Annotated in this window: 22 protein-coding genes and 1 pseudogene; 15 read left to right on the plus strand and 8 right to left on the minus strand. The window is 58.9% G+C overall.

All coding sequences use genetic code 11. From position 1 onward, the window contains the following. Nucleotides 1-10: 10 nt before the first annotated feature. The 3 genes from lgt (at nucleotide 11) to WD429_RS13425 (ending at nucleotide 2,299) form a co-directional block, all read left to right on the plus strand. Complete coding sequence (gene lgt / locus WD429_RS13415; protein WP_368422686.1) at nucleotides 11-799, plus strand: prolipoprotein diacylglyceryl transferase; 789 nt, start codon at nucleotides 11-13, stop codon at nucleotides 797-799. After that, nucleotides 796-1,635, plus strand: a complete 840-nt coding sequence (locus tag WD429_RS13420) for a thymidylate synthase (protein WP_368422687.1) — start codon at nucleotides 796-798, stop codon at nucleotides 1,633-1,635. Before lgt ends, WD429_RS13420 begins: the two co-directional genes overlap by 4 nt. 148 nt (nucleotides 1,636-1,783) lie before the next feature. Continuing rightward, entirely contained in the window at nucleotides 1,784-2,299 is a 516-nt protein-coding gene (locus tag WD429_RS13425) for a dihydrofolate reductase (protein WP_368422688.1), read from the plus strand. Here the strand turns inward: WD429_RS13425 and WD429_RS13430 are convergent. Continuing rightward, the gene (locus WD429_RS13430; protein ID WP_368422689.1) at nucleotides 2,290-3,813 is read right to left on the minus strand and encodes a DEAD/DEAH box helicase; all 1,524 of its coding nucleotides are present in this window, start codon (nucleotides 3,811-3,813) and stop codon (nucleotides 2,290-2,292) included. The two genes, WD429_RS13425 and WD429_RS13430, sit on opposite strands and share 10 nt — an antisense overlap. A gap of 194 nt (nucleotides 3,814-4,007) precedes the next feature. On the opposite strand from WD429_RS13430, the gene WD429_RS13435 reads away from it, so the two are divergent. Next, nucleotides 4,008-4,796, plus strand: coding sequence for an acyl-CoA thioesterase (locus tag WD429_RS13435; RefSeq protein WP_368422690.1), 789 nt, complete (start codon nucleotides 4,008-4,010; stop codon nucleotides 4,794-4,796). A 31-nt stretch (nucleotides 4,797-4,827) separates the two neighbouring features. Here WD429_RS13435 and WD429_RS13440 read toward each other — a convergent pair whose 3' ends face one another. The 3 genes from WD429_RS13440 to WD429_RS13450 all read right to left on the minus strand — a co-directional run bounded on the left by WD429_RS13440 (nucleotide 4,828) and on the right by WD429_RS13450 (nucleotide 6,576). Continuing rightward, nucleotides 4,828-5,727, minus strand: a complete 900-nt coding sequence (locus WD429_RS13440; protein ID WP_368422691.1) for a haloalkane dehalogenase — start codon at nucleotides 5,725-5,727, stop codon at nucleotides 4,828-4,830. A gap of 132 nt (nucleotides 5,728-5,859) precedes the next feature. Next, entirely contained in the window at nucleotides 5,860-6,108 is a 249-nt protein-coding gene (locus tag WD429_RS13445) for a hypothetical protein (protein WP_368422692.1), read from the minus strand. Between the two features lie 123 nt (nucleotides 6,109-6,231). Beyond that, nucleotides 6,232-6,576 carry a hypothetical protein gene (locus WD429_RS13450; protein ID WP_368422693.1) on the minus strand — a complete coding sequence of 115 codons (345 nt, stop codon included), beginning with the start codon at nucleotides 6,574-6,576 and terminating at the stop codon, nucleotides 6,232-6,234. 125 nt (nucleotides 6,577-6,701) lie between these two features. On the opposite strand from WD429_RS13450, the gene WD429_RS13455 reads away from it, so the two are divergent. Next, entirely contained in the window at nucleotides 6,702-7,814 is a 1,113-nt protein-coding gene (locus WD429_RS13455) for an AI-2E family transporter (protein ID WP_368422694.1), read from the plus strand. A gap of 166 nt (nucleotides 7,815-7,980) precedes the next feature. Here WD429_RS13455 and ilvD read toward each other — a convergent pair whose 3' ends face one another. Next, nucleotides 7,981-9,816 carry a dihydroxy-acid dehydratase gene (gene ilvD / locus WD429_RS13460; RefSeq protein ID WP_368422695.1) on the minus strand — a complete coding sequence of 612 codons (1,836 nt, stop codon included), beginning with the start codon at nucleotides 9,814-9,816 and terminating at the stop codon, nucleotides 7,981-7,983. 162 nt (nucleotides 9,817-9,978) lie between these two features. On the opposite strand from ilvD, the pseudogene WD429_RS13465 reads away from it, so the two are divergent. Further along, nucleotides 9,979-10,155: pseudogene (locus WD429_RS13465) on the plus strand (cyclic nucleotide-binding protein); the annotation flags it as partial. 50 nt (nucleotides 10,156-10,205) lie between these two features. Next, on the plus strand, nucleotides 10,206-10,784 hold the full coding sequence (locus tag WD429_RS13470; RefSeq protein ID WP_368422696.1) for an LON peptidase substrate-binding domain-containing protein: 579 nt from the start codon (nucleotides 10,206-10,208) through the stop codon (nucleotides 10,782-10,784). Between the two features lie 21 nt (nucleotides 10,785-10,805). On the opposite strand, the gene WD429_RS13475 is transcribed toward WD429_RS13470, so the two are convergent. From WD429_RS13475 to WD429_RS13485, 3 genes are read right to left on the minus strand one after another with little or no spacing between them, the layout of a single operon-like run. Next, on the minus strand, nucleotides 10,806-12,254 hold the full coding sequence (locus WD429_RS13475) for a bifunctional DedA family/phosphatase PAP2 family protein (protein WP_368422697.1): 1,449 nt from the start codon (nucleotides 12,252-12,254) through the stop codon (nucleotides 10,806-10,808). After that, nucleotides 12,251-13,249, minus strand: coding sequence for a GGDEF domain-containing protein (locus WD429_RS13480; RefSeq protein WP_368422698.1), 999 nt, complete (start codon nucleotides 13,247-13,249; stop codon nucleotides 12,251-12,253). Before WD429_RS13480 ends, WD429_RS13475 begins: the two co-directional genes overlap by 4 nt. Then, nucleotides 13,246-14,259: a GGDEF domain-containing protein gene (locus tag WD429_RS13485; RefSeq protein ID WP_368422699.1), complete on the minus strand. Its 1,014-nt coding sequence runs from the start codon at nucleotides 14,257-14,259 to the stop codon at nucleotides 13,246-13,248. The genes WD429_RS13480 and WD429_RS13485 overlap by 4 nt, the downstream gene beginning before the upstream one ends. A 202-nt stretch (nucleotides 14,260-14,461) precedes the next feature. Here WD429_RS13485 and WD429_RS13490 point away from each other — a divergent pair, with 202 nt between their 5' ends. From WD429_RS13490 to WD429_RS13525, 8 genes are all read left to right on the plus strand, one after another. Continuing rightward, on the plus strand, nucleotides 14,462-15,718 hold the full coding sequence (locus tag WD429_RS13490; protein WP_368422700.1) for a glutamate-5-semialdehyde dehydrogenase: 1,257 nt from the start codon (nucleotides 14,462-14,464) through the stop codon (nucleotides 15,716-15,718). A 6-nt stretch (nucleotides 15,719-15,724) separates the two neighbouring features. Next, nucleotides 15,725-16,375, plus strand: a complete 651-nt coding sequence (gene nadD / locus WD429_RS13495) for a nicotinate-nucleotide adenylyltransferase (protein WP_368422701.1) — start codon at nucleotides 15,725-15,727, stop codon at nucleotides 16,373-16,375. Nucleotides 16,376-16,445: 70 nt separating this feature from the next. Continuing rightward, nucleotides 16,446-16,796, plus strand: a complete 351-nt coding sequence (gene rsfS / locus WD429_RS13500) for a ribosome silencing factor (RefSeq protein ID WP_368422702.1) — start codon at nucleotides 16,446-16,448, stop codon at nucleotides 16,794-16,796. Nucleotides 16,797-16,798: 2 nt separating this feature from the next. After that, nucleotides 16,799-17,269: a 23S rRNA (pseudouridine(1915)-N(3))-methyltransferase RlmH gene (gene rlmH, locus WD429_RS13505; protein WP_368422703.1), complete on the plus strand. Its 471-nt coding sequence runs from the start codon at nucleotides 16,799-16,801 to the stop codon at nucleotides 17,267-17,269. An 8-nt stretch (nucleotides 17,270-17,277) separates the two neighbouring features. Further along, nucleotides 17,278-19,170 (plus strand): penicillin-binding protein 2, encoded by a 1,893-nt coding sequence (mrdA, locus tag WD429_RS13510; RefSeq protein ID WP_368422704.1) that lies wholly within the window; start codon nucleotides 17,278-17,280, stop codon nucleotides 19,168-19,170. Continuing rightward, a complete protein-coding gene (gene rodA / locus WD429_RS13515; protein ID WP_368422705.1) occupies nucleotides 19,170-20,309 on the plus strand; it encodes a rod shape-determining protein RodA in 1,140 nt (379 codons plus the stop codon). The genes mrdA and rodA overlap by 1 nt, the downstream gene beginning before the upstream one ends. A gap of 177 nt (nucleotides 20,310-20,486) precedes the next feature. Beyond that, complete coding sequence (mltB, locus tag WD429_RS13520) at nucleotides 20,487-21,470, plus strand: lytic murein transglycosylase B (protein WP_368422706.1); 984 nt, start codon at nucleotides 20,487-20,489, stop codon at nucleotides 21,468-21,470. 27 nt (nucleotides 21,471-21,497) lie between these two features. Further along, nucleotides 21,498-22,373: a septal ring lytic transglycosylase RlpA family protein gene (locus tag WD429_RS13525; RefSeq protein ID WP_368422718.1), complete on the plus strand. Its 876-nt coding sequence runs from the start codon at nucleotides 21,498-21,500 to the stop codon at nucleotides 22,371-22,373. The last annotated feature ends 1 nt before the right edge of the window (nucleotide 22,374 follow it).

Consider the following 22,374-nt stretch of genomic DNA (forward strand, 5'->3'; position numbering starts at 1 on the left):
GAGGTTACTGATGCTGCAGCATCCGCAGATAGACCCCGTCGCCATTTCTTTGGGGCCACTGAAAATTCACTGGTACGGCCTCACTTACCTGTTGGGATTTGTTGCCGGCTGGTGGCTGGGCCGATTGCGGGCACGCAAGCCCTGGTCACCGCTGAATGAAGATCAGGTCGGGGACATGGTGTTCTATATTGCCCTGGGTGTCATCCTGGGCGGTCGCTTCGGTTACGTGGTGTTTTACAATTTTGACGCCTTTATAGCCGATCCTCTCTGGCTGTTGCGGGTATGGGAAGGCGGCATGTCGTTCCACGGCGGCTTGCTCGGCGTGATGTTTGCCATGTGGTGGTACGGCCGCAAGATCGGCAGCGGTTTCTGGCGTATGGCGGACTTTGTAGCGCCGCTGGTGCCCATCGGCCTGGGTGCCGGCCGTATCGGCAACTTTATCAACGGCGAGTTGTGGGGGAAACCAACGGATGTCGCCTGGGGCATGGTGTTCCGCCAGGCCCCGGACACGCTCGCGCGCCATCCCTCGCAGCTTTATCAGTTTGCGCTTGAGGGCGTGTTGTTTTTCATCATTCTCTGGTGGTTCTCCTCCAAGCCCCGCCCTCGAATGGCGGTCTCCGGCCTGTTCCTGATCTGTTACGGCGTGTTCCGTTTCCTGGTCGAGTTCGTCCGCGAACCAGACCCACAGCTTGGCTACCTGGCATTCGACTGGCTGACCATGGGCCAGGTGCTTTCGTTCCCGATGATCCTGGCCGGTGCCGGTCTTATGTTGATTGCTTATCGCAGAGGTACTGAATGAAAGCCTATCTCGACCTGATGAAAGACGTGGTGGACAACGGTCTGGACCGGGGTGACCGCACGGGTGTTGGCACCCGCTCTGTGTTCGGCCGCCAGATCCGTTTTGATCTGCAGGCCGGTTTCCCGCTGGTGACCACCAAGAAAGTCCACCTGCGCAGCATTATCCAGGAACTGCTGTGGTTCCTGCAGGGCTCTACCGACAACAACTGGCTGAAAGACCGCAAGGTGTCCATCTGGAACGAATGGGCTCTGGAAAACGGCGATCTGGGTCCGATCTACGGCAAGCAGTGGCGCAGCTGGCAGTGCCCGGATGGCAGCACCGTCGATCAGATCAGCGACGTCATCGACCAGATCCGTAACAAACCGAACTCACGCCGGTTAATCGTCTCCGCCTGGAATCCGGCCGAACTCCCGGACGAGTCCATCGGTCCCCAGGACAATGTCCGCCAGGGCCGTATGGCGCTGGCCCCGTGCCACTGCCTGTTCCAGTTTTACGTGGCTGACGGCAAGCTGTCCTGCCAGCTGTACCAACGCAGTGCGGATCTGTTCCTGGGCGTGCCGTTCAATATCGCCTCCTATGCCTTGCTGACCCACATGATCGCCCAGCAATGTGACCTGGACGTTGGCGAGTTTGTGCATACCTTTGGTGATTGCCATCTGTACCAGAATCACCTGACCGAGGACATTGTCTTCGAGCAGTTGAAGCGCGAGCCGCGTGCGTTGCCTGGGTTAGTGATCAAGCGTAAGCCGGAATCTATCTTCGAGTATGAACTGGAAGACTTCGAGTTTGAGGGGTATGACCCATATCCCGGTATAAAAGCACCTATTGCCATCTGACTCTGGCTTGGGTGTGCTTGGTCCGATAGTTCTGGGGGCTGCAGGACAGCGGGTGGGGCTTTCCGAAAAACGCCTCAAGGCATCCATGCCCGCCCTCTTGCAGCCCCCAAAGTCTATGGTCAGAAGCTCCGAACCAAGAGGTCAAGAAATGAGAAAAGCCTTGATAGTCGCCATGTCCCGAAACCGGGTCATCGGCCGCAACAACAAGCTGCCCTGGCACCTGCCGGGCGATCTGCGGTACTTCAAGCAGGCCACCATGGGCAAACCCATCATTATGGGGCGCAAGACCTGGGACTCCATCGGACGGCCCCTGCCGGGAAGAATGAACGTGGTTATATCCCGCAATCCCGAATGGCAAGCTCCCATCGGTACCGTCGCGGTGACGTCACTGGAAAACGCGCTGGTTAAAGCTGAGGCTCAGGCGGAAATCGAAGGGGGTGACGAGGTGATGATCATCGGGGGCGGGCAGATCTACGCAGAAGCCCTGCCGACGGTGGACAGAATTTACATCACTCAGGTACACGCAGACATAGAAGGGGATGCCTTCTTTCCGCAAGTGAACTGGGATGAGTGGGAAGAAATCGGACGGGAGGATTTCTCCGCGTCCGACAACAACCCTTACGACTACAGCTTTGTCGTCTATCAGCGCCTGAATCAGGCCTGACGGGGCGGGCGCTTACCGGCGGGCTTGCCACCCTTGCCAGGAGGCTTGCCCTTTGGGCCGGGGCCACCTGGACCACCGCGACCTTTCGGTCCTTTTTTGAAACCAGGCTTGTAGCCGGGTTTGCCACCCGGACGGCCACCACCGCCTTTGCGGTCACGGTGTGGTGCTGAAGCGGATACTGCCGGGATGGCATCCGGTTGCTCCAACGGCATGGAACCGGGCTGCATAGCCTCCATCCAGCACGCCAGGGCACCGGCGACCATGGCCATGTCCATGTCATTGCGCTCGGCAATGTCATCCAGCAAAGCCATCGACTTGGCCAGTTTGCGGTCCTCGGCAAAGCCCAAAAGCTGTGCCTCAAACTGCTGCTCACGCATCTTCTTCAGATCCGTGGGGGACGGCAGCTCATAGGCCTGCATGGGCGAGTTGGTTGCCCGTTCCAGCGTACGCAGCCAGCTGCGTTCGCGCGGAGTGACCAGCAGGATTGCCTTACCAACGCGACCGGCGCGGCCGGTGCGGCCAACCCGGTGAATATAGGCTTCGGTATCGTAAGGCACGTCGTAGTTGATGACGTGGGTAATCCGCGGCACATCCAATCCACGGGCGGCGACATCGGTGGCCACGATCATGTCTTTCTTGCCGCGCTTGAGATCTTCTACTGTCTGCTCGCGCTGGCGTTGGTTCAGGTCACCGTTCAGCGGTGCAACGGCGTGTCCGCGGGCTGAGAGCTTCTCGGCCAACAGGGTGGTTTCCGCCTTGGTGCGCACGAAGATGATGGCCGCATCAACCGGTTCTACTTCCAGGATGCGGGTCAGGGCGTCCAGCTTGCGCTCGGCGTAAACCGGCAGTACGAACTGGGAAATGCGCTCTACCGTACGGGTTTCACTTTCGATTTTTACTTCGGTCGCGTCACGCAGATACGTTTGGGCCACTTTCTTGATTTGCGCCGGCATGGTGGCGGAGAACAGCGCGCGCTGGCAGTTGGGTGGTGTTTTCGCCAGGATGGCTTCCACATCGTCAATGAAGCCCATGCGGAGCATTTCGTCGGCTTCATCCAGTACCAGTGCCTTCAGGTTGCCCAGCTTCAGGGTGCCCTTGCGCAGATGGTCAAGCATGCGGCCCGGTGTGCCCACAATGACTTGTGCGCCACGCTTCAGGCCCTTGATCTGCGGATGGAAATCCTGGCCGCCATAAATCGGCAGTACATGGAAATGAGGGAATTTGCTGGCATAGGTGGTAAAGGCCTCTGCCACCTGGATGGCAAGCTCCCGCGTGGGTGCCAGCACCAGAATCTGCGGCTCTGTGGATGAGGCATCAACCCGGCTCAGCAATGGCAGTGCGAAAGCGGCGGTTTTTCCCGTACCGGTTTGGGCAACACCCAGCAGGTGTTTGCCGGCCAGCAAAGCTGGGATCGTCTGGGCTTGGATAGGGGTGGGGGTTTCATAGCCGACGGCGGTCACAGCTTCAAGTACAGCGGGATCCAGGCCAAGCTCGGCAAAAGACAATTCTGACATTAAATTACTCGGAATTCGAAGGGTAAAGCATTGCACGCAATGCATGAAGTGCAAACATTATAGCCGTTTTTGGATGCTTTAACACGCAAAATAGCAAGGTGATCGTAGGTAGTTGCCGGTGAGGATCGTTGCGTTGCGGAGTGATATTGGGCAGTCTTTCATTCTTTCAGATAGTAAGCTAACAGGAAATCGCGATGAAATTTGATGATGTGCTGGCAGCGAGCCAGGCTGAAGGGGAACTGGTATTTACGCCAGACTGGGCGCAGGGGCGTGCCACGTTTGGCGGCATTAGTGCTGCCCTGGTGTTTGATCGGATGGAAAAAGTGGTGGCTCCGGGTCGCGCCATGCGATCTATGCAGGTGTCGTTTGTCGGGCCAGTGACCCCGGGAGTACCTGTTGAAATCGAGGCGGAGATTCTCCGGGAAGGTAAGGCGGTCAGCCAGGTGCAGGGCAGGATTCTGCAGGAAGGTGAGGTCAAGCTGGTGTGTCTGGCCAGCTTCGGTGGTGACCGGGAATCAGCGGCGAATGTCAGCCCGCTGCCCGCACCAGAGGCGACACCAGTGGGCCAGTGCCAGGGACTACCCTACGTCAAAGGGATGACGCCGGAATTCACCCAGCATATTGAAATGCGTTGGGCGTTCGGTTCGCTTCCTTTCAGTGGTAAAGGCGGTCGCGAGATGGGCGGTTGGATGCAGTTCCGTGAGCAGCCAGAGCAACTCTCCGATGCGCACATTGTTGCCCTGGTGGATGCCTGGCCTCCGGCGGTCCTGCCTCACCTGAAGGAGCGGGTTCCCGCCAGTTCCTTGAGCTGGGCGCTGGATATTGTGCATCCTCGTCCTGCGATGGAACCGGGAGACTGGTTGTTGTACCGCGCGACGATTGATCAGGCCGGTGCGGGCTACGGCCATACCCAAGCCGGAATCTGGACCCGCAAAGGCGAGCTGGTGGCACTGAGTCGTCAAACGGTGACGGTGTTTGGCTGATTGCGTCTGCGTCGCTGGAACTGACAGCCGCTCAGGCTGCCAGTTCAGACTTTAAGGCGTCATTGATGATGCGGGCAAAATCGTCGGGGGAGTCTTCCTGCAGGAAATGCCCGCCCCTGAGCGTGATGTGGGGCTGGCCGAGTGCGCCGGGTATGCGCCGTTGCATGTAGCGGTCGCCGCCCCGGGTGATCGGGTCGCCGCTGCTGAAACAGGTAATAAAGGGTTTACGCCATTTCTCCAGCACTTTCCAGGCGGCCTTGTTGGCCTCGCTGGCGGGGTCGTCCGGTGTGACCGGCACCAGCTTCGGGAAGGCCCGGGCACCGGCTTTGTATTCGGAGCTCGGAAACGGAGCTTCGTACGCCGCCAATTCGGCTCTGCTCAGGGTGCGCTCGGTCCCGAGCTGGACAATCCTGCCCACCGGGAACCACGGGCTATGGGTGGCAAAGGCCTTCCATATCGTGAAGACGGGCGGAACAGCGCTTTCACCGGTCGGCAACATGCCGTTGCCAACGATGATCCGCTGAAACCGGTGCGGGTGTTCCGCGGCCAGTCTCAGCCCCAGCAAGGACCCCCAGTTCTGGCAGACTAGCGTGATATTTCGCAGGTCCAGCGACTCAAGCCAGCGGGTTAGCCAGGCAATGTGACCTTCGTAGCTGTAGTCGCTTACGGACGCGGGTTTGTCGGACTTGCCAAAACCGATCAGGTCCGGTGCCAGGACGCGATGGCCGGCTGCCGAAACGGCCGGAATCATGTGCCGGTACAGGTAGGACCAGGATGGCTCGCCATGAAGCATGACCACCGGAGAAGCAGAGGCGGGGCCTTCATCCACGAAATGCATTCTCAGGCCTGGCTCTACGTCCAGATAATGAGGTTTGAAGGGGTAATCCGGAAGGCCCTCGAAGCGGGTCTCGTCGGTTCTGAGAATGCGCATGCCCATCGATTGTCCTGACTGAGTGGTTGCGTGGCTGCAAAAAAAAACAGCAGCAGCCTTAACTCAGAACAGGATAAATCAGATGGAAATTTTGTGTGTTTGGTTTAGGTAACAGAGCGTTGCCGTATTGAATCAGGATGCGACCCGGAACAGCAGTTCGGGGTCATCCAGTTGTGCCAGCGCCTCGTCACAGCAGTTGACGGCACCACAGTCATCGGCGGAGCACAGGCCGATGGTCTGGCAGCCGATACCCTGAAAATGCTCGCCTTCATTGCGAAAAATACGCGCTCTGGGCAGCGTCGAGTGGCAATGCCCGCAGAGCAGCATGGGCACTGCGCTCCCTTCTGCAGCCAGTGCGTTGTAATGTTCCTGTTTATTCATGGTAGACCTCCTCAATCTTCCTAACATAAGGGTCCAATGTGACAAGTGGAAGACCCTGGCCCTCCGTATTAACCGATAGCCGGCAGGTCTCAATGTCGCCTACCGTTTACGACGCACCTGGCATCAGGCATCGGCATCCGGCACTGGCTTGCGGTTCGAGCGTTTGTCTTCCCAGTCCAGCTCCTTGGGGTTATACCAACCAATGCGCTCCAGCACGTTGTTCCGGGTTGCCGGCGACAGCGTTAGCCAGAGTTCCTGGAACTCGTCCAGCCCCTGGTCGCGCTGTTTCTGTTGCTTGCTCTGCAACCGGCGAATGATGCGCGGCAAGTGCAGTGCCTCGCCGAGCTGCCCGGGCACCCAAACGTCCTGACCCATGACCTTGCGGCGGTGCATGCGGGCAGCCAGCACCTTGTGCAGGGCACCAGCGGCATCCAGTGCGGTTTCAGTACTGAACTCTTCGTATACCAAAAGTCTGACCTGTTTTATTGCTGATCAATAACCGACCACTATACCCTGAAAAAGGCAGAAGTGGCCACGGGCCATGTTAGGCTATGGTTTGCCAGCAGGAACTTTCAATCGGGAACCTTCAAGGTATGTACGCAAAACTGGAAACACGGACTTTTCTTGCAATGTTGGTGGGTGTGTCCCTGGCCTTCCTTCTACTGATGAAGCCGTTTTTTGGCCCGATATTCTGGGCGGTGGCCATTGCATTGATTTTTCACCCGGTGCGGGAGGCACTGGCTCGAAAGCTTGGGAATCGCCCCAATTCCGTGGCACTGCTGACGCTCACCATCTGCATGGTGATCGTGGTGATTCCGGTGGTGATTCTGGTGACGTCTCTGGTGGCCGAGGGCCTGGGTCTCTATCAGAAAATCCAGAGCGGAGAGATTCGGCCCGGTGAGTATATTGACCAGGTCAATCAGTCGTTTCCCGCCATTGAAGCATTTCTGGCGCAGTTCAATATTGATTTCAGTGAACTGCGGGATCGCGCCGTCAACGCCTTTCTGGGCGGCAGTCAGTTTCTCGCCAAACAGGCGCTGGGTGTGGGCCAGAACACCTTTCAGTTTTTTCTCGGTCTCGCGCTGATGGTCTATCTGGCGTTCTTCCTGCTGCGCGATGGCAACAAACTGGTGGATTTACTGATTCAGGCCCTACCGCTGGGCGATGCCCGTGAGCGCTTGCTGTTTGCCAAATTTGCCGAGGTGACCCGGGCAACGGTCAAGGGCAACCTGCTGATTGCCATTATCCAGGGTGCGCTGGGTGGCCTGATTTTCTGGATTCTGGGCATTACCGGTGCGTTGCTCTGGGGGGTGGTGATGGCAATCGTGTCACTGATCCCGGCAATTGGCGCGACGCTGGTCTGGGTGCCCGTAGCCATATACCTGGCGGCGGTGGGTGACGTGGTCCCGGCGATTGTGCTGGCGGCCTACGGCGCGATTGTTATCGGGCTGGCCGACAACGTGTTGCGCCCCATTTTCGTGGGCCGGGACACCAAGCTGCCAGATTACATCGTCTTGCTGTCTACCCTGGGTGGCATCGTGATGTTTGGCATCAACGGATTTGTTATGGGTCCGCTGGTGGCAGCGCTATTCATGTCGTTCTGGGGTATCTTCATTCGCGAATTCAGTGAGCAAACGCCAGCAATGACGTCGGAAACATCGGAGCAGGAGTTTTCTGGTCGTGATGCCGGTTCAAGTCGGTCGTGACCGGATGTGGTACGCTCCCGGGCGCATGCTGAACCGCAGCTGAGCCGGAAGAAGGCGCAGTGGAAGAGGGTGACGACGGCGGCTGGTGGCCTTGGTGATTTCGGTCCCATCAAAAAAGCCCGCCAGGTGGATCGCCTGAGCGGGCTTTTTGTGGTCATCCCGAGTCTCAGTCCAGTTTGCTGAGGTCCCGTACCGCGCCCTTGTCGGCACTGGTGGCCAGCAAGGCATACGCCTTGAGTGCGGCGGACACCTTGCGATCTCGTGCCAACGCTGGCTTCCAGCCTTTGGCATCACGCTCAGCGCGGCGCCGGTCGAGTTCGCGCTGATCCAGCTCAACGTTGATGGTTCGGTTGGGTATATCAATGCGGATGGGATCGCCGTTCTCGATCAGCCCAATGGCACCGCCTGCCGCCGCTTCGGGAGAAGCGTGGCCAATGGACAGCCCAGAGGTGCCACCGGAGAAACGACCGTCCGTCAGCAGTGCGCAGTCTTTGCCGAGACCTTTGGATTTCAGATAGCTGGTCGGGTAGAGCATCTCCTGCATGCCGGGACCGCCCTTGGGACCCTCGTAGCGGATGATGACTACCTCGCCGGCACTGACCTCGTCGCTCAGGATACCGGCGACCGCGGAATCCTGACTTTCAAAGACCCGCGCCCTGCCTTCGAACACGTAGATGCTCTCATCCACGCCCGCCGTCTTGACGACACAGCCGTCCATCGCAATATTGCCGTACAGCACCGCCAGGCCGCCCTCGGAAGAATAGGCGTGTTCCACGGAACGGATGCAACCGGTCTCGCGGTCACCATCCAGCGAGGGCCAGCGGGTGCTTTGGCTGAACGCGGTTTGAGTCGGAATGCCAGCAGGGCCGGCCTTATAGAGTTCGACAACCTCCGCTGGTGGTTTGCGCATGATGTCCCAGGTTTCCAGGGCCTCGCGCATGGTCCTGCTATGAACCGTCGGCAGATCGGTGTTAATCAGTCCGCCACGCTCCAGTTCACCCAGAATGCCCATGATGCCGCCGGCCCTATGCACGTCTTCCATGTGATATTTGGGCGAATTGGGGGCCACCTTGCACAGTTGTGGCACTGTGCGGGAAAGCTGGTCGATCTCGTTCAGGGTAAATGGCACGCCACCTTCCTGGGCTGCCGCCAGCAGATGCAGAATGGTGTTGGTTGAGCCCCCCATGGCGACGTCCATCACCATGGCATTCTCGAAGGCGGCCATGGACGCGATGCTCAGTGGCAATACGCTGGCGTCGTCTTCCTCGTAGTAGCGGCGCGCGTTCTCCACAATCTGACGGCCGGCTTTCAGGAACAGCTGTTCCCGATCGGCGTGGGTGGCCAGCAGCGAGCCGTTGCCCGGCAATGCCAGTCCGATGGCTTCGGTCAGGCAGTTCATGGAGTTGGCGGTGAACATGCCGGAACAGGAGCCGCAGGTGGGACAGGCGCTGCGTTCGTATTCGGCCACGGTCTCGTCGTCGGCGTTGGGGTCGGCGGCGATGACCATGGCGTCCACCAGGTCGAGCTTGTGCTCGGACAGTTTGGTTTTGCCGGCCTCCATCGGGCCGCCGGAAACAAAAATGGTGGGAATGTTCAGGCGCATGGCAGCCATCAGCATGCCCGGGGTGATCTTGTCGCAGTTGGAAATGCACACCAGGGCATCGGCGCAATGGGCGTTGACCATGTACTCCACCGAGTCGGCAATGATTTCCCGGGATGGCAATGAATACAGCATGCCGTCGTGGCCCATGGCGATGCCATCGTCCACGGCAATGGTATTGAATTCCTTGGCGACGCCGCCGGAAGCTTCGATTTCACGGCAGACTAGCTGGCCCAGGTCCTTCAGGTGCACGTGGCCGGGTACAAACTGGGTAAAGGAATTGGCAACGGCAATGATCGGCTTGCCGAAATCGCCGTCTTTCATGCCGGTGGCGCGCCAGAGCGCACGGGCACCGGCCATGTTGCGACCTGCGGTGGATGTCCGCGAACGATACTGAGGCATGGGGTTCTGTTCTCTCTTGGGTAGCCTGTGTTCGGATAGGAAAGCACAGAGGATACCAGATTCGCTCTCCGGCGCATGGCTGTTTTGCGGGTCCGTGCTTACAATAGGTGACAGTGGCAAATCACCGTAGCCTCTGGGAGCGGGATCTCTTCCTGATTGAGGGCGCAGTTGCACTCGATGATCGGTTCCGGTCAGAATGCCAGTCTGCCCGCTTTTGATGAGGTCCCGGCCTATCGGCGCTTGGGCGAACTGGAATTGCACGCATCCCGCAGTCTGCAACTTCTGTCGGAAGCCCGCGCGCGGGTGGACGGAGTTCACAGATTGTTATCCATTCACTGACGTTGCGGGGCCGCTATGGCGGCGTTAACTCAAAGGTGCCCGGTGCCCTGATGAACGTACCTCTTTTTCCATTGAATTCGATTGTGTTGCCGAAAGGTCGCATACCGCTACAGCTGTTTGAGCCGCGCTACATCGACATGCTCACGCGCTGCCTGAAGGAGGATCGTGGGTTTGTTGTGGTGCTCCTTCGGGAAGGGTTGGAAACCAAAAAAGAGGCGGCGTTCTATGACATTGGCACTTACGTCAGAATCATCGATTTTCAGCAGCTCGACAATGGTTTGCTGGGCATTACGGTAGAGGGGGAGGGCAAGGTGACGGTTGTTCGCAGCTGGCAGGCATCCGACGGCCTCAACCTGGGCGATGTGGAGCCCCTGATGGACGAGAGCGACTGCAGCGTGCCGGTTCGCTACAAGGAACTGCCGGCCGTGCTCAAGGCGCTGTTCCGTCATCCTGTTATCCGGGACCTGAACATGGCAGTGGACTACAAAGACGCGCGGCATGTGGGCTGGCGTCTGACCGAGTTGCTGCCATTGGATAAACAGGAAAAACAACGTTTAGTGGAGCTTCAGGACCCCCTTGAGCGACTCAGTCGGCTCCAGACATTGTTGGAGGCGCTGGAGCAGGACTGACTCTGAGCCCGAACGCTTGGTTCATACCGGAGAGTAGAAAAGAATGGCTTCGTGCCACTGATGCCAGATATAAACCGCGGTGAAGCCCCCCCAGAGTAGTACCGCGACCACGAGCGTGGTGTCTCTTGCCAGCGGTACTCGATCATATCGGCTGTAGCTGGCCCGGATGTAACCGGTGATGGCAAGCCCCAGGAATAATCCCCCGACCACGTCGGTAAACCAGTGAACGCCGATGTAAAGCCGGCTGATGGCAACCAGCACAATTGGGATGCTGAACAGCGTATAGGTTCGCCAGCGCGTGTGGCGGCGGCTTTCGCGGGCAACGAAGCCGGCAATCAGGGTGCAAAGCACGGTGATTCCGGTGGTATGGCCACTGGGAAACGCGCCGGACGGCGGAGCGGCAAGCACCTGATCCGGCCGCGCGATCGCAGTGCCGGACTTGAACGCCCAGACCGTGACACAGGTAATCGCTAACGCGGCGAGGATGTGAAGCGCTGCGCCATAGAACCCCCGGAAAGCCAGTGCCAGTGCCAGGCAGGCCGCAGCGGCGGCCAGTACGGTAATATCAGCCATGATGGTCAGAAAAATCATCGCCGGATCGAACAGCGGTGACCGCAGCGGCGAAAACCACTCCGATACGGCCTGGTCAAACGGCTGCAGCAGATGTGTGCCGGTGACGAGCTGGCTCCAGATCAGAAAAAGCGCGGTGGCGCTGATGGCCATGGACAGTGACGGCAGCGGAAATTCGCCCGCCCGGGCGGGACGCTCACTGGAATAGAGGCGCCAGAATCGGTGCGTCGCTTCGTAGCGCGCCATTTTTCCGGCCAGCCAACGATAAAGCCGGCTATTGTTGCCTAGCCCCAGTTGGAAACGGAAGACGGTGAGGTAAATCAAAAGCAGCGCGCCAAGGCTGAAGGCAATAACCGGGTAGAAATGAGCGGGGGGCTGAAAATCCGTGGTCAAAGCGCTGCCGACCAGGTAGCCGGGAATGACGTAGACCGGAGCCCAGCCCACGGCCGATGTGACGTTGAACATCAGGAACCGTCGCCAGGGCATCAGTAGCGCGCCGGCAATCAATGGAATGATGGGCCGGACAGGGCCGACAAAACGACCAATCACCACGCTTGCACCGCCATAACGATAGAAAAAATCCTCGCCCCTGGTGATCATTTTCGGGTACCGGCTCAGAGGCCAGATGCTGTCCAGCTTGCCCTGGCACAGGCGTCCGAGGGTGAAACTGATGCCGTCGCCGATAATGGCACCGAGGCCAGCCCAAAGCAGAGCGTCAGTCAAGGGTAGGCCCACTTTCCCGGCCAGGGCTGAGACTGCAAAAATGATGGCGACACCGGGTATCAGCAAACCAGCGATGGCGAGGGATTCGGCGAAAGCGGTGGCAAACAGGGCGACGGCGAGCCATTGAGGGTGGGCCGCCAGCCAGGTGGAAAGTGTAGTCAGCCAGTCAGCGCTCATGACCTGGTTGCGTCTCCGGGCAGGAACCAGGCTGAATCCGCGCCGCGTTTGCGGGCGTCTTCCATTGCCTGGCGAGCACGCTTGCGCAAGGTGTCAGTGCGGGTGTCACCGGAGCCGCGTGTGGTGCAGCCGAGGCTGACGGAAGCCTTTCCAACGACGGCCCAGTGATTCTCAGCAATGGTCCGGCGGATTCGCTCGGCGATGACGCGCAAGCCCTCTTCCGGAGTGAACGGCAAAATCAGGAAAAACTCCGAACTATTGAGCGTATAGAGGGTGTCGCCCGCGCGGATGACACCGAACAGGTGCTGGGTCATATCCCGGAAGAGTGTCTGTACGCCGTTTTTGCCGTGGAGGTCTTCTGCCTCGTCAGCGTAGTCGATCGCCAGAGTGATCACCGACAGGCTATGGCCGGTGGCAATGGCGCGGCTGATTTCCTTCTGCAGGGTTTCATCAAGGAAGCGGGCATTGTGCGCGCCGGTGACCGGATCTGTAATGGCCAGATCTTCAGCGGATTGTGCCATGTGATCGTAATGCCAGATGTAGAGCGAGCCAACGGTAATCAACGCCAGCCCGCCCGCTATGATCGTCACCGCGCTCTGCAGTGGTTGGCTGAACAGAAGAAATCCGCCCAGCGCCAACAGCAGTGCCAGTGACAGGATGAGCCCCTGGCGAAGCGGCAGGATCAACAGATTAAGCAGGATCAGCGGCATGCCCCAGTGGCTGATTCCGGACGCATTCAGGATGTAGGTGGCCACAACCAACCCGCCATTGAGGGTGGTCAGGATGAGCAGGTGGCCCGGTGCCGTCAGTTGATGACGCCGACATAGAAACGCATAGCCTGCGCCGGCCAGGGTCAGAATGGCCATCCCCGCCGCGAGGTAGAATAGACCGTAAAAGCCGTATCGCAGGTTCTGAAAGGCGAGGCTGGCAATAAACAGGGTCGCCAGGCCGTATCCGGCCAGGTGGGTATAGGTCCGCAGGCGGGTTTCGATCATGCGGCAGGCCCTCCGATGTCGGATTCAGACGCCTGAACGTGAGACCATGTGCTGTAGGACTGGGCACGGTTGCCGCCCTGTAACTGGGCTCGTCTCAGGGCGTTGGCTGCAGATTGCTGCAGGCTGTCGGCGTCGTCACCGATGTTGAGGCCCGCGATGCCGGCGCTGACCGTCAGTTCCAGGCCATGGGATACCAGCAGTGCTCTGAGCCCCTTGCGAATGATTTCGGCCCTCGTGGCAGCGTCAGCCGTGGAGACACCGGGCAGGATAATCAGAAACTGCAGGTCCGCCACCCGGTAATAGCTGTCGAAATCCCGTAACTGGCTATGCAGATAGCGGCCAATCCTGGGCAGTATGGCCCGAATGTCAGCGTCCGGGTCGGTGTCGCTCAGGTGGGTGTCGAGCCCGATGATGATCAGTGACATGTCGGTGCCTTCCCGTTCACTACGCTGAATTTCTTTGTGCAGGTCGGCCGACAGGTATTCACGGCTGGCGGCCTGGGTCAGTTCATCGGTTCGGCGCAACGGTGCCAGTTGGCGGGATTTGTATTCCCGCAGGAACAGCAGGATTGAGGACAGCATAATGGTCAGCAGAAATGGGCTCAGCATCTGGTGGCGCTCGGCCAGCCCGATAGACCAATAGGTGGCGACCATCGCCAGGACAGCGCAAACGGCAGTGACGGCGACAGCAGGCGTCAGCGAGAGCAGTGCAAACGCCAGCAAAGGAGCTGTATACAGCCAGTGAACGAGGCTTAGGGGGCCTGCCCACAGGCTACTGAGTAGCAGCACGAGGAGAACGAAGAAAAGCCCGCGGTGGATCAACGGCCACGGATTATGTGTTCGCCCTGGGTGGAACGCACTGCCAGTGAACACCAGCGCTGCGGCTGCGGCTGCGGCACTGGCCGTGAGGGGGGCTCCAAAAAGGCCCGCCACCAGCGCGATCACAGCCAGCGTGACAAAACCAGCTCTCGACAGGCGGCTTAACAGGAATTTTTCGGCCATCTGGGCCATCGTATCCATCCTCTCCCGGACATCCGTTTGTGTCAGCATAACGCAGGTTGATCGGAATAGCCTGCGTCTGTTGCCTGTCGTGAAATGGCCAACAGGTCGATGAGCCGCGATATAATAATCGTTTGGGGTGCGTACTTGAAACGGGAAAGGTAAAGTTACGCTCTTCATTGTATTTCTGACGACCGAAACGAAGGGTAATCGAATGGACATTGCAGCTTACATGGCTGACGTTGGGCAACAGGCGCGCTCCGCCGTAACCGCCGTGGCCCGCTCATCTACAGCGGTTCGAAACCGTGCCCTGCTGGCGACCGCCGAAGCGCTGGACGCGGCCCGCAAGGAGTTGACTGAAGCCAATGCGCTGGATCTCGCCCGCGGTCGTGATAACGGTCTGGATGCCGCCATGCTGGATCGCCTGGAACTCACCGGGCAGCGTATTGACGCCATGATCGAAGGGCTGCGGCAGGTCGCCGCACTGCCGGACCCGATTGGTGCGTTGACCGATATGGCGTATCGGCCCTCAGGTATTCAGGTCGGCAAAATGCGTGTGCCCCTTGGCGTGATCGGCATCATTTACGAATCCCGGCCCAATGTGACCGTGGAAGCAGCCAGCTTGTGCCTGAAATCCGGCAATGCCACCATTCTTCGTGGCGGCTCGGAATCCATCGAGTCCAACCAGGCCATTGCCCGCTGCCTTTCACTAGGGCTGGCGGCGGCCGGTCTCCCGGAAACATCGGTGCAGGTGATCCGTACCACCGACCGGGCTGCGGTGGGTGAGCTGATTACCATGCCCGCCTTCGTGGATGTGATCGTGCCTCGGGGTGGCAAAGGGCTGATTGAGCGGATCAGTCGGGATGCGCGGGTGCCGGTCATCAAGCATCTCGATGGGGTGTGCCACGTCTACATTGACAGTCACGCGGACCCCGAGAAGGCGCTCAAGGTCGCGGTGAACGCCAAAACCCACCGTTACGGTACCTGCAACACCATGGAAACCCTGCTGGTGGACGCTGAAATTGCCGAAGACATACTGCCGTTGATCGCCGATGCCTTCGCGCAAAAGGGGGTCGAGCTTCGCGGGTGTGAGCGCACCTGTGCCACCGTTTCCTCTGCGACTGCGGCCACCGAGGCAGACTGGGAAGCGGAGTATCTGGCCCCCATTCTGGCCATTCGCGTGGTGGATGGCCTGGACGGTGCGATTGATCACATCAACCGTTACAGCTCCCAGCACACGGACAGCATCATTACCGAAAACTACAGCCGCGCCCGGCGCTTCATAACCGAGGTGGATTCCAGCTCGGTGATGGTGAACGCTTCTACCAGGTTTGCCGATGGGTTCGAATACGGTCTTGGCGCGGAGATCGGCATTTCCACCGACAAGATTCACGCCCGGGGCCCGGTGGGCCTTGAGGGGCTGACATCGCAGAAGTACGTGGTGTTTGGCGACGGTCATATCCGGACCTGATCGGCTATGCATGTTATCTACGGCGGCACCTTCGATCCCATCCATCACGGTCACCTGCGACTGGCCATAGAGCTGAAGGACAGGCTTGGGGTGTCGGAGGTATCACTGGTGCCGAGCCACATACCACCGCACCGTGGTGACACCGGAGCCACTAGCGCCCAGCGCCTGCACATGCTCAGGCTGGCGGTTGCGGAGGAGTCGGGGCTGGTGGTGGATGACCGGGAGCTCAGGCGGGAAGGGGCCTCATACACCGCTGATACGCTCAGGCAACTGAGAAGTCAGTTGGGCATTCACGAGCCGTTGGTCATGGTGGTGGGCACGGATGCGTTTGCCGGTTTTGATCGCTGGCGCGAGTGGGAGTCCATCGTGCAGCTTGCTCACGTGGTGGTTGTGCGCCGTCCGGGCCCACCCCTTGACCCTCAGGGAGTGCCCGCAAAGCTTCTCCGGGAGCGGGGTGTAGGCGAATCGCAAGCACTTCACCGGTCACCCTGGGGTTACGTTCTGGAACTGGATCCACCGCTTCTTGATATCTCCGCAACCGCCATCCGCGAGCGGATTGGGGAGGGCCGCTCGGTTCGCTATCTTTTACCGGATTCGGTCTGGCGGGAAATTTGCCGTCTCGGGCTATACGGTGCATGCCCTGACGGGAACGTTTAGTGCTACAATCGCATTTGAATATGACTTTTCGGGTAGCCGCAGATGCCGCTGCCCGTCCGACAGGATGATTATGCAGGCTGACCAACTGAAAGATCTGGTAATAAACGCACTTGAGGACGTTAAAGCACAGGATGTGAGTGTGATTGATGTTCGGAACCGCACCAGCGTGACGGACTACATGGTATTGGCATCGGGTACGTCCAATCGCCATGTGAAATCTCTGGCGGATTCTGTCGTCTCCGAGGCGAAAGAGCAGGGGGTTCGTGCCAGCAACGTAGAGGGTGGCAACGTCAGCGACTGGATTCTGGTGGATCTTGGCGATGTGGTGGTGCACGTTATGATGCCCGCTACCCGGGAGTTTTATGATCTTGAGCGCCTGTGGCGCGATGCCCCGGATCTGGGTGCTGCGGGTAGCGAGTAACCATGCGGTTGCGCCTGATCTGCGTGGGGCAGAAAATGCCCGACTGGGTCAGCCAGGGATACAACGATTACGCCCGCCGAATGCCGCCGGAATTGCCGCTTGAGCTGGTGGAAATTCCCATGGCCCACCGCGGCAAGAATCCGGATATTCCCCGGCTGATGCAAAAAGAAAGCGACGCCATCCTCACCGCTGCCGGGACAAAAGACCGGGTGGTTGCGCTGGAAGTGGGGGGGCATTCGTGGTCGACCGAAAAACTGGCCAGTCAGCTTGAGGGCTGGCAGCAGGATGGCCGGGATGTCAGCTTTCTCGTAGGCGGTCCGGACGGTCTCGCGGACGCGTGTCGCCAACGGGCTGATCAGCTCTGGTCGCTCTCGACGCTGACGCTTCCCCATCCGTTGGTGAGAATTGTGCTGGCCGAACAGTTGTATCGGGCCTGGTCGATTACTCGCAACCATCCATACCATCGGGCTTAGGACGCATCATGCCCTGGGGAGAGTTCAAGGACATCGCTGCCGAACGCCGCCTGTTTCAGCGGCGAACCACGGTCGTGGTGTTTATTGTCCTGCTTATGCTGGGCCTCCTGGTGGCCCGCATGTATCAGCTTCAGGTCGTTGAGCACGATATTTACACGACGCTGTCTGATAAGAACCGTGTTCAGGTTCAGTCCGTGGCCCCGCCACGTGGGCTGGTTTACGATCGTAACGATGAACTTCTTGCAGAGAATCGGCCGGTGTTCGGCGTTACTCTGGTCCCTGAGCGTGTTGATGGCATGGACGAGACCCTTTCTAAGCTGGGTACCGTTCTGGACATCTCCGACGAAGACCTGGAGCGTTTCCAGCGCCGCCTGCAAGAGCCACGTCGCCCCTTCCAGCCTATACCCTTGCGCTACGACCTCAATGAACAGGAAATTGCCAGCCTTGCGGTTCATCGCCATGAGTTGCCAGGTGTGGAGGTGTCCGCAGAGCTGGTTCGCTATTACCCGCATAGTGAGCTTACCGCTCACGCGTTGGGGTTTGTCGGTCGGATTAATCGCGATGAACTGCAGCGGATTGATCCGGTGAATTACGCCGGCACCCACTACATCGGCAAATCCGGTATCGAACGCTTTTATGAGTCCATGCTGCATGGCCGGGTTGGCTATCAGCATGTGGAAACCAACGCTCGAGGTCGCACGCTCCGGGTGCTGGAGCGCCAAAACCCGGTACCGGGGGAGAACATACAACTACACCTGGATCTGAGACTGCAGCGCCTTGCCCACGAATTACTGGATGGCCGGCGGGGGGCGATTATTGCCGTTGAACCGAAGACCGGTGGGCTTTTGGCTCTGGCCAGTGTGCCAGGGTTCGATGCCAACCAGCTTGTGACGGGCATCAGCGTGAAAGACTATCGCGGGTTAAGTGAAGATTTAGACAAGCCGCTGTTCAACCGTGCCCTCCGCGGGCAATATCCGCCCGGTTCGACGCTCAAACCCATGCTCGCCATTGCCGCGCTGGACAGTGGTGTGACTACCCGTGAGAAAGCAATCTGGGATCCGGGCTACTTTCAGCTGCGAGAGGGTGGCCGGCGTTACCGGAACTGGAAGCGCACAGGCCACGGTTGGGTCAATCTGATGGATGCTATGGCTCAGTCCACTGACACCTATTTTTACCAAATGGGTGTTGAAATGGGGATAGACACCATGCATGAGTATCTTTCCGCCTTTGGTTTTGGCGAGGATGCCACGCTTGACGTGTCAGGTGCTCTCAGCGGTCTGCTCCCATCCCGTGACTGGAAGCAGGCGGTACACAATGAGCCTTGGTACCCTGGTGATTCAGTAAATTTGGGGATTGGGCAGGGGTTCATGCTGGCTACGCCTTTGCAGCTGGCCACCGCTACGTCGCTGATCGCCAACCGAGGGCACTGGGTTGAACCACGCTTGCTCAGAGACATCAAGGGTGATCGTTCGGTCGAGGAATTTCTGCCGCCGTCGGATCATGACCCGCTGATACTGAAAAATCCGGATGACTGGGAATTTGTTGTGGATTCGATGGCCGAAGTGATGCATGGCACCAAAGGAACCGCCCGTGGTGCGGCCCGGGGCGCTCCGTATCGTATGGCGGGTAAAACCGGCACTGCGCAGGTCTTCAGCCTGGCGGAAGATGAGGAATACGAAGAGGAAGACGTGCGTGAGCGGTTGCGGGATCACGCTCTGTTTGTCGGTTTTGCACCGGTCGATGACCCCCAGATCGCCGTTGCCATCATTGTGGAAAATGGCGGCAGTGGCAGCGGAACCGCCGCGCCTGTCGGAAGGGCGCTGTTTGACGCCTGGCTGTTGGGTTTCCCTGAGGAAGGCAAGGCACTGGTTACGGGCACCACGGCAGAGGGCGCAGAGTAATGCTCGGAAAAAGTCTGGGGCAGTCGTCTAGCCATCCGTTGACCAGGCCCCGGGGCCTGTTTTCAGCGCTCCACATCGACCCGATTCTGCTGACACTCCTGTTGCTGCTGATTGGCGGCGGGCTGGTGGTGCTCTATAGCGGTGCAGACCAAAACATCGAAGTGGTGAAAGCTCAGGGGGTGCGCATGGTGGTCGCCCTGGTGGTGATGATCGTGTTCGCCCAACTGGACCCCGCTGTATTCAAGCGTTGGGCCCCTTGGCTGTACCTCGCCGGGGTCGCCGGCCTGGTAGCCGTGTTACTGTTCGGTGTAGGCGCAAAGGGGGCCCAGCGTTGGCTGGCAATTCCGGGGTTGCCACGCTTTCAGCCCTCTGAGCTGATGAAACTTGTGGTACCGATGATGACCGCCTGGTATCTCTCCCGCCACTTTCTGCCGCCCCGCCTTTCATCGGTCGCCGTTTCGCTGGGGATTGTGCTACTTCCAATGGCGATGATCATCTTGCAGCCCGATCTGGGAACCTCGCTGTTGGTCGGCACGGCGGGGCTGTTCGTGGTGTTTTTTGCCGGAATGAGTTGGCGATTGATAGGAACCTTCGTTGGCATGCTATCCGTGGCGGCACCGCTGATGTGGTTTTTTGCCATGCGAGACTATCAAAAGCAGCGAGTACTGACGCTTCTCGACCCACAAAGCGATCCGCTTGGAGCCGGCTGGAACATCATTCAGTCGAAAACCGCGATAGGGTCAGGGGGGATCGACGGCAAGGGCTGGCTTCAGGGCACGCAATCCCACCTGGAATTTTTGCCTGAAAGTCACACTGACTTCATCGTGGCGGTGCTGGCCGAGGAATTCGGGTTTATCGGCATGCTGGCGCTGATCACTCTGTATTTGCTGATCATTCTTCGGTGCCTGTACATCGCGGCCACGGCTCAGGATTCTTTCAGCCGGTTGCTGGCCGGGGCGCTTACCATGACGTTCTTTACCTATATTTTCGTGAATGTGGGGATGGTTAGCGGGCTGCTTCCTGTGGTGGGCGTGCCGCTGCCCCTGGTCAGCTACGGTGGAACCTCGAGCGTCACCCTGATGGCGGCCTTCGGCGTGCTCATGTCAATACACACCCACCGGCGGATGATCAGCGCCTGACCATGGACGGTGGGTAATACTCGCATCCCGCGCTCCGTGGTACTGTACCGGCGGTTTGACTGCGGTGGCGGAGTCTTCTCTGAAGCGCCGACCGAACGGCTATTACGGCATAGGCAAGTCATGACAATGTTGTGTATCCCACGCTTTTATCACTTATCCAGGTGGCTTCTTCTGGCCATGCTCCTGCTTGCGCCTCAAGTCTATGGCAAAGGCTATGACACCTCACTGGAGGGGCGTGCGTTTGTCGATGAAATGGAGACGAAATACGGTTTCGAGGGTGATCGGGTTAAGGCCTTGCTGGCGGACGCCGCCCGTAGCGATGACATTCTTGAGTCGATTCGTCGGCCCGCTGAGCGGACCCTGACCTGGGGCGAATACCGGAAGATATTCATCAAGCCGGAACGGGTGGAGCAAGGGGCGGCATTTCTCAGGAAGCATGAAGAAGCTTTTGCCCGCGCAGAGGCTGAGTTTGGCGTGCCGGCCACCGTCATTGCCGGCATCATCGGCGTTGAAACCTGGTATGGCAATTACAAGGGAAAGTATCGCGTGCTGGACGCTTTGGCGACCCTGGCGTTTGACTATCCCCCCCGTAGCCGGTTTTTTCGCAGTGAACTGGTGCAGTATCTGTTGATGACGCGAGAGCAGGGGCTTGACCCGTTAGCGGTGAAAGGCTCCTATGCCGGGGCCATGGGCTACGGTCAGTTCATCTCCAGCAGCTACCGCAATTTCGCGATCGACTTCGACGGCGACGATATCGCTGACCTTCTTGGCAATCCGGTGGATGCCATCGGCAGTGTGGCGAACTACTTCAGTGCTCATCACTGGCACCCGGATGGGCCGGTTGCTGAACCGTTGGATGGGCAGCTTCCTGCGGACTCCCCGCTGTTAACCGGGGAACTGAAACCGCAGCTCACGGTCAGTGACTATCGAAACGCCGGGCTGACGCCTGAACTGGTGGATGATCGTAGCTCCCCGGCACGGGCGATCCTGCTGGAGGGGAAGGACGGGCCCGAACTTTGGCTGACGTACCATAACTTTTACGTGATAACCCGCTACAATCACAGTCACCTTTATGCGATGGCCGTCTTTGAACTGGCCGGAGAGCTCGGCAGAGCACTGGATAAACATGAAAATAACAGCGAACAGACACAGGAACCCTGATCGGTGGTAATCAAACGTCCGTTTTTGATGCAGTGGATGGCGTTAGTGATGTCAGTGATGATATCGGGTTGCGCATCGTCGCCGGTGCCCGAAAAAGAGCCTTCGTCACGATACACAATTTCTCAGGATCGGGCACCGGGCGGTGATTTTGATGCCTCCGGCCTGGTGGACGCCAAGCCCCGTTATGAAGCGCCCAGATCGGCGGGCAACAAATCGACTTACACGGTCTGGGGCAAACAGTACCATGTGATCGATAGTAATGACGGGTATGTGGAGCGTGGTACTGCCAGTTGGTATGGCGAGAAATTTCACGGCCACAAAACTTCCAATGGCGAAGTGTTTGACATGTATACCATGACGGCGGCCCACAAAAGCCTTCGGATTCCGGGTTACGCACGGGTGACGAATCTGGACAACGGCCGCTCTGTGGTGGTCCGGGTCAATGACCGGGGGCCCTTTCATGGCGACCGATTGATCGATCTGTCTTATGCGGCGGCGAAAAAGTTGGGTTATCAGGGCAAGGGAACGGCACGAGTAGAAGTGGCGGCCATTTCGGTGGCAAAAAATGGCACCATGACGCTTGCGGGCAAACCGTTTCCCGGTGGAGGCGAGACGGTTCCGGTAGAACAGATTGCTGACAACCCCCAAAGCTCCGGGAAAGACTCAGCACTGTTTGTGCAGCTGGGTTCCTTCAGCAGTCGCAGCCCCGCCGAAATTCTGCTTGGTAAGGCTCGCGATGCGATTGCTGACCCGATGAGAGTCAGGGCGGTGGACACCGCGTCCGGTCGCTTCCATCGGGTTCAGGTTGGCCCGTTCAGCAATCCCGACGAAGCAAAACAAGCTCAGGCAAGACTTGAAAACCGGGGGTTTGGCCAGACCATACTGCTGACCGATTCCCATTAGA

Source organism: Marinobacter sp., assembly GCF_040904845.1.
Taxonomy (GTDB): domain Bacteria; phylum Pseudomonadota; class Gammaproteobacteria; order Pseudomonadales; family Oleiphilaceae; genus Marinobacter.

Bases quoted from the DNA above. Each gene is read 5' to 3' on its own strand.
- lgt (WP_368422686.1), top strand. From the start codon at position 11: ATGCTGCAGCATCCGCAGATAGACCCCGTCGCCATTTCTTTGGGGCCA.
- WD429_RS13420 (WP_368422687.1), top strand. From the start codon at position 796: ATGAAAGCCTATCTCGACCTGATGAAAGACGTGGTGGACAACGGTCTG.
- WD429_RS13425 (WP_368422688.1), top strand. From the start codon at position 1,784: ATGAGAAAAGCCTTGATAGTCGCCATGTCCCGAAACCGGGTCATCGGC.
- WD429_RS13430 (WP_368422689.1), bottom strand. From the start codon at position 3,813: ATGTCAGAATTGTCTTTTGCCGAGCTTGGCCTGGATCCCGCTGTACTT.
- WD429_RS13435 (WP_368422690.1), top strand. From the start codon at position 4,008: ATGAAATTTGATGATGTGCTGGCAGCGAGCCAGGCTGAAGGGGAACTG.
- WD429_RS13440 (WP_368422691.1), bottom strand. From the start codon at position 5,727: ATGCGCATTCTCAGAACCGACGAGACCCGCTTCGAGGGCCTTCCGGAT.
- WD429_RS13445 (WP_368422692.1), bottom strand. From the start codon at position 6,108: ATGAATAAACAGGAACATTACAACGCACTGGCTGCAGAAGGGAGCGCA.
- WD429_RS13455 (WP_368422694.1), top strand. From the start codon at position 6,702: ATGTACGCAAAACTGGAAACACGGACTTTTCTTGCAATGTTGGTGGGT.
- ilvD (WP_368422695.1), bottom strand. From the start codon at position 9,816: ATGCCTCAGTATCGTTCGCGGACATCCACCGCAGGTCGCAACATGGCC.
- WD429_RS13470 (WP_368422696.1), top strand. From the start codon at position 10,206: ATGAACGTACCTCTTTTTCCATTGAATTCGATTGTGTTGCCGAAAGGT.
- WD429_RS13475 (WP_368422697.1), bottom strand. From the start codon at position 12,254: ATGAGCGCTGACTGGCTGACTACACTTTCCACCTGGCTGGCGGCCCAC.
- WD429_RS13480 (WP_368422698.1), bottom strand. From the start codon at position 13,249: ATGATCGAAACCCGCCTGCGGACCTATACCCACCTGGCCGGATACGGC.
- WD429_RS13485 (WP_368422699.1), bottom strand. From the start codon at position 14,259: ATGGCCCAGATGGCCGAAAAATTCCTGTTAAGCCGCCTGTCGAGAGCT.
- WD429_RS13490 (WP_368422700.1), top strand. From the start codon at position 14,462: ATGGACATTGCAGCTTACATGGCTGACGTTGGGCAACAGGCGCGCTCC.
- nadD (WP_368422701.1), top strand. From the start codon at position 15,725: ATGCATGTTATCTACGGCGGCACCTTCGATCCCATCCATCACGGTCAC.
- rsfS (WP_368422702.1), top strand. From the start codon at position 16,446: ATGCAGGCTGACCAACTGAAAGATCTGGTAATAAACGCACTTGAGGAC.
- rlmH (WP_368422703.1), top strand. From the start codon at position 16,799: ATGCGGTTGCGCCTGATCTGCGTGGGGCAGAAAATGCCCGACTGGGTC.
- mrdA (WP_368422704.1), top strand. From the start codon at position 17,278: ATGCCCTGGGGAGAGTTCAAGGACATCGCTGCCGAACGCCGCCTGTTT.
- rodA (WP_368422705.1), top strand. From the start codon at position 19,170: ATGCTCGGAAAAAGTCTGGGGCAGTCGTCTAGCCATCCGTTGACCAGG.
- mltB (WP_368422706.1), top strand. From the start codon at position 20,487: ATGCTCCTGCTTGCGCCTCAAGTCTATGGCAAAGGCTATGACACCTCA.
- WD429_RS13525 (WP_368422718.1), top strand. From the start codon at position 21,498: ATGCAGTGGATGGCGTTAGTGATGTCAGTGATGATATCGGGTTGCGCA.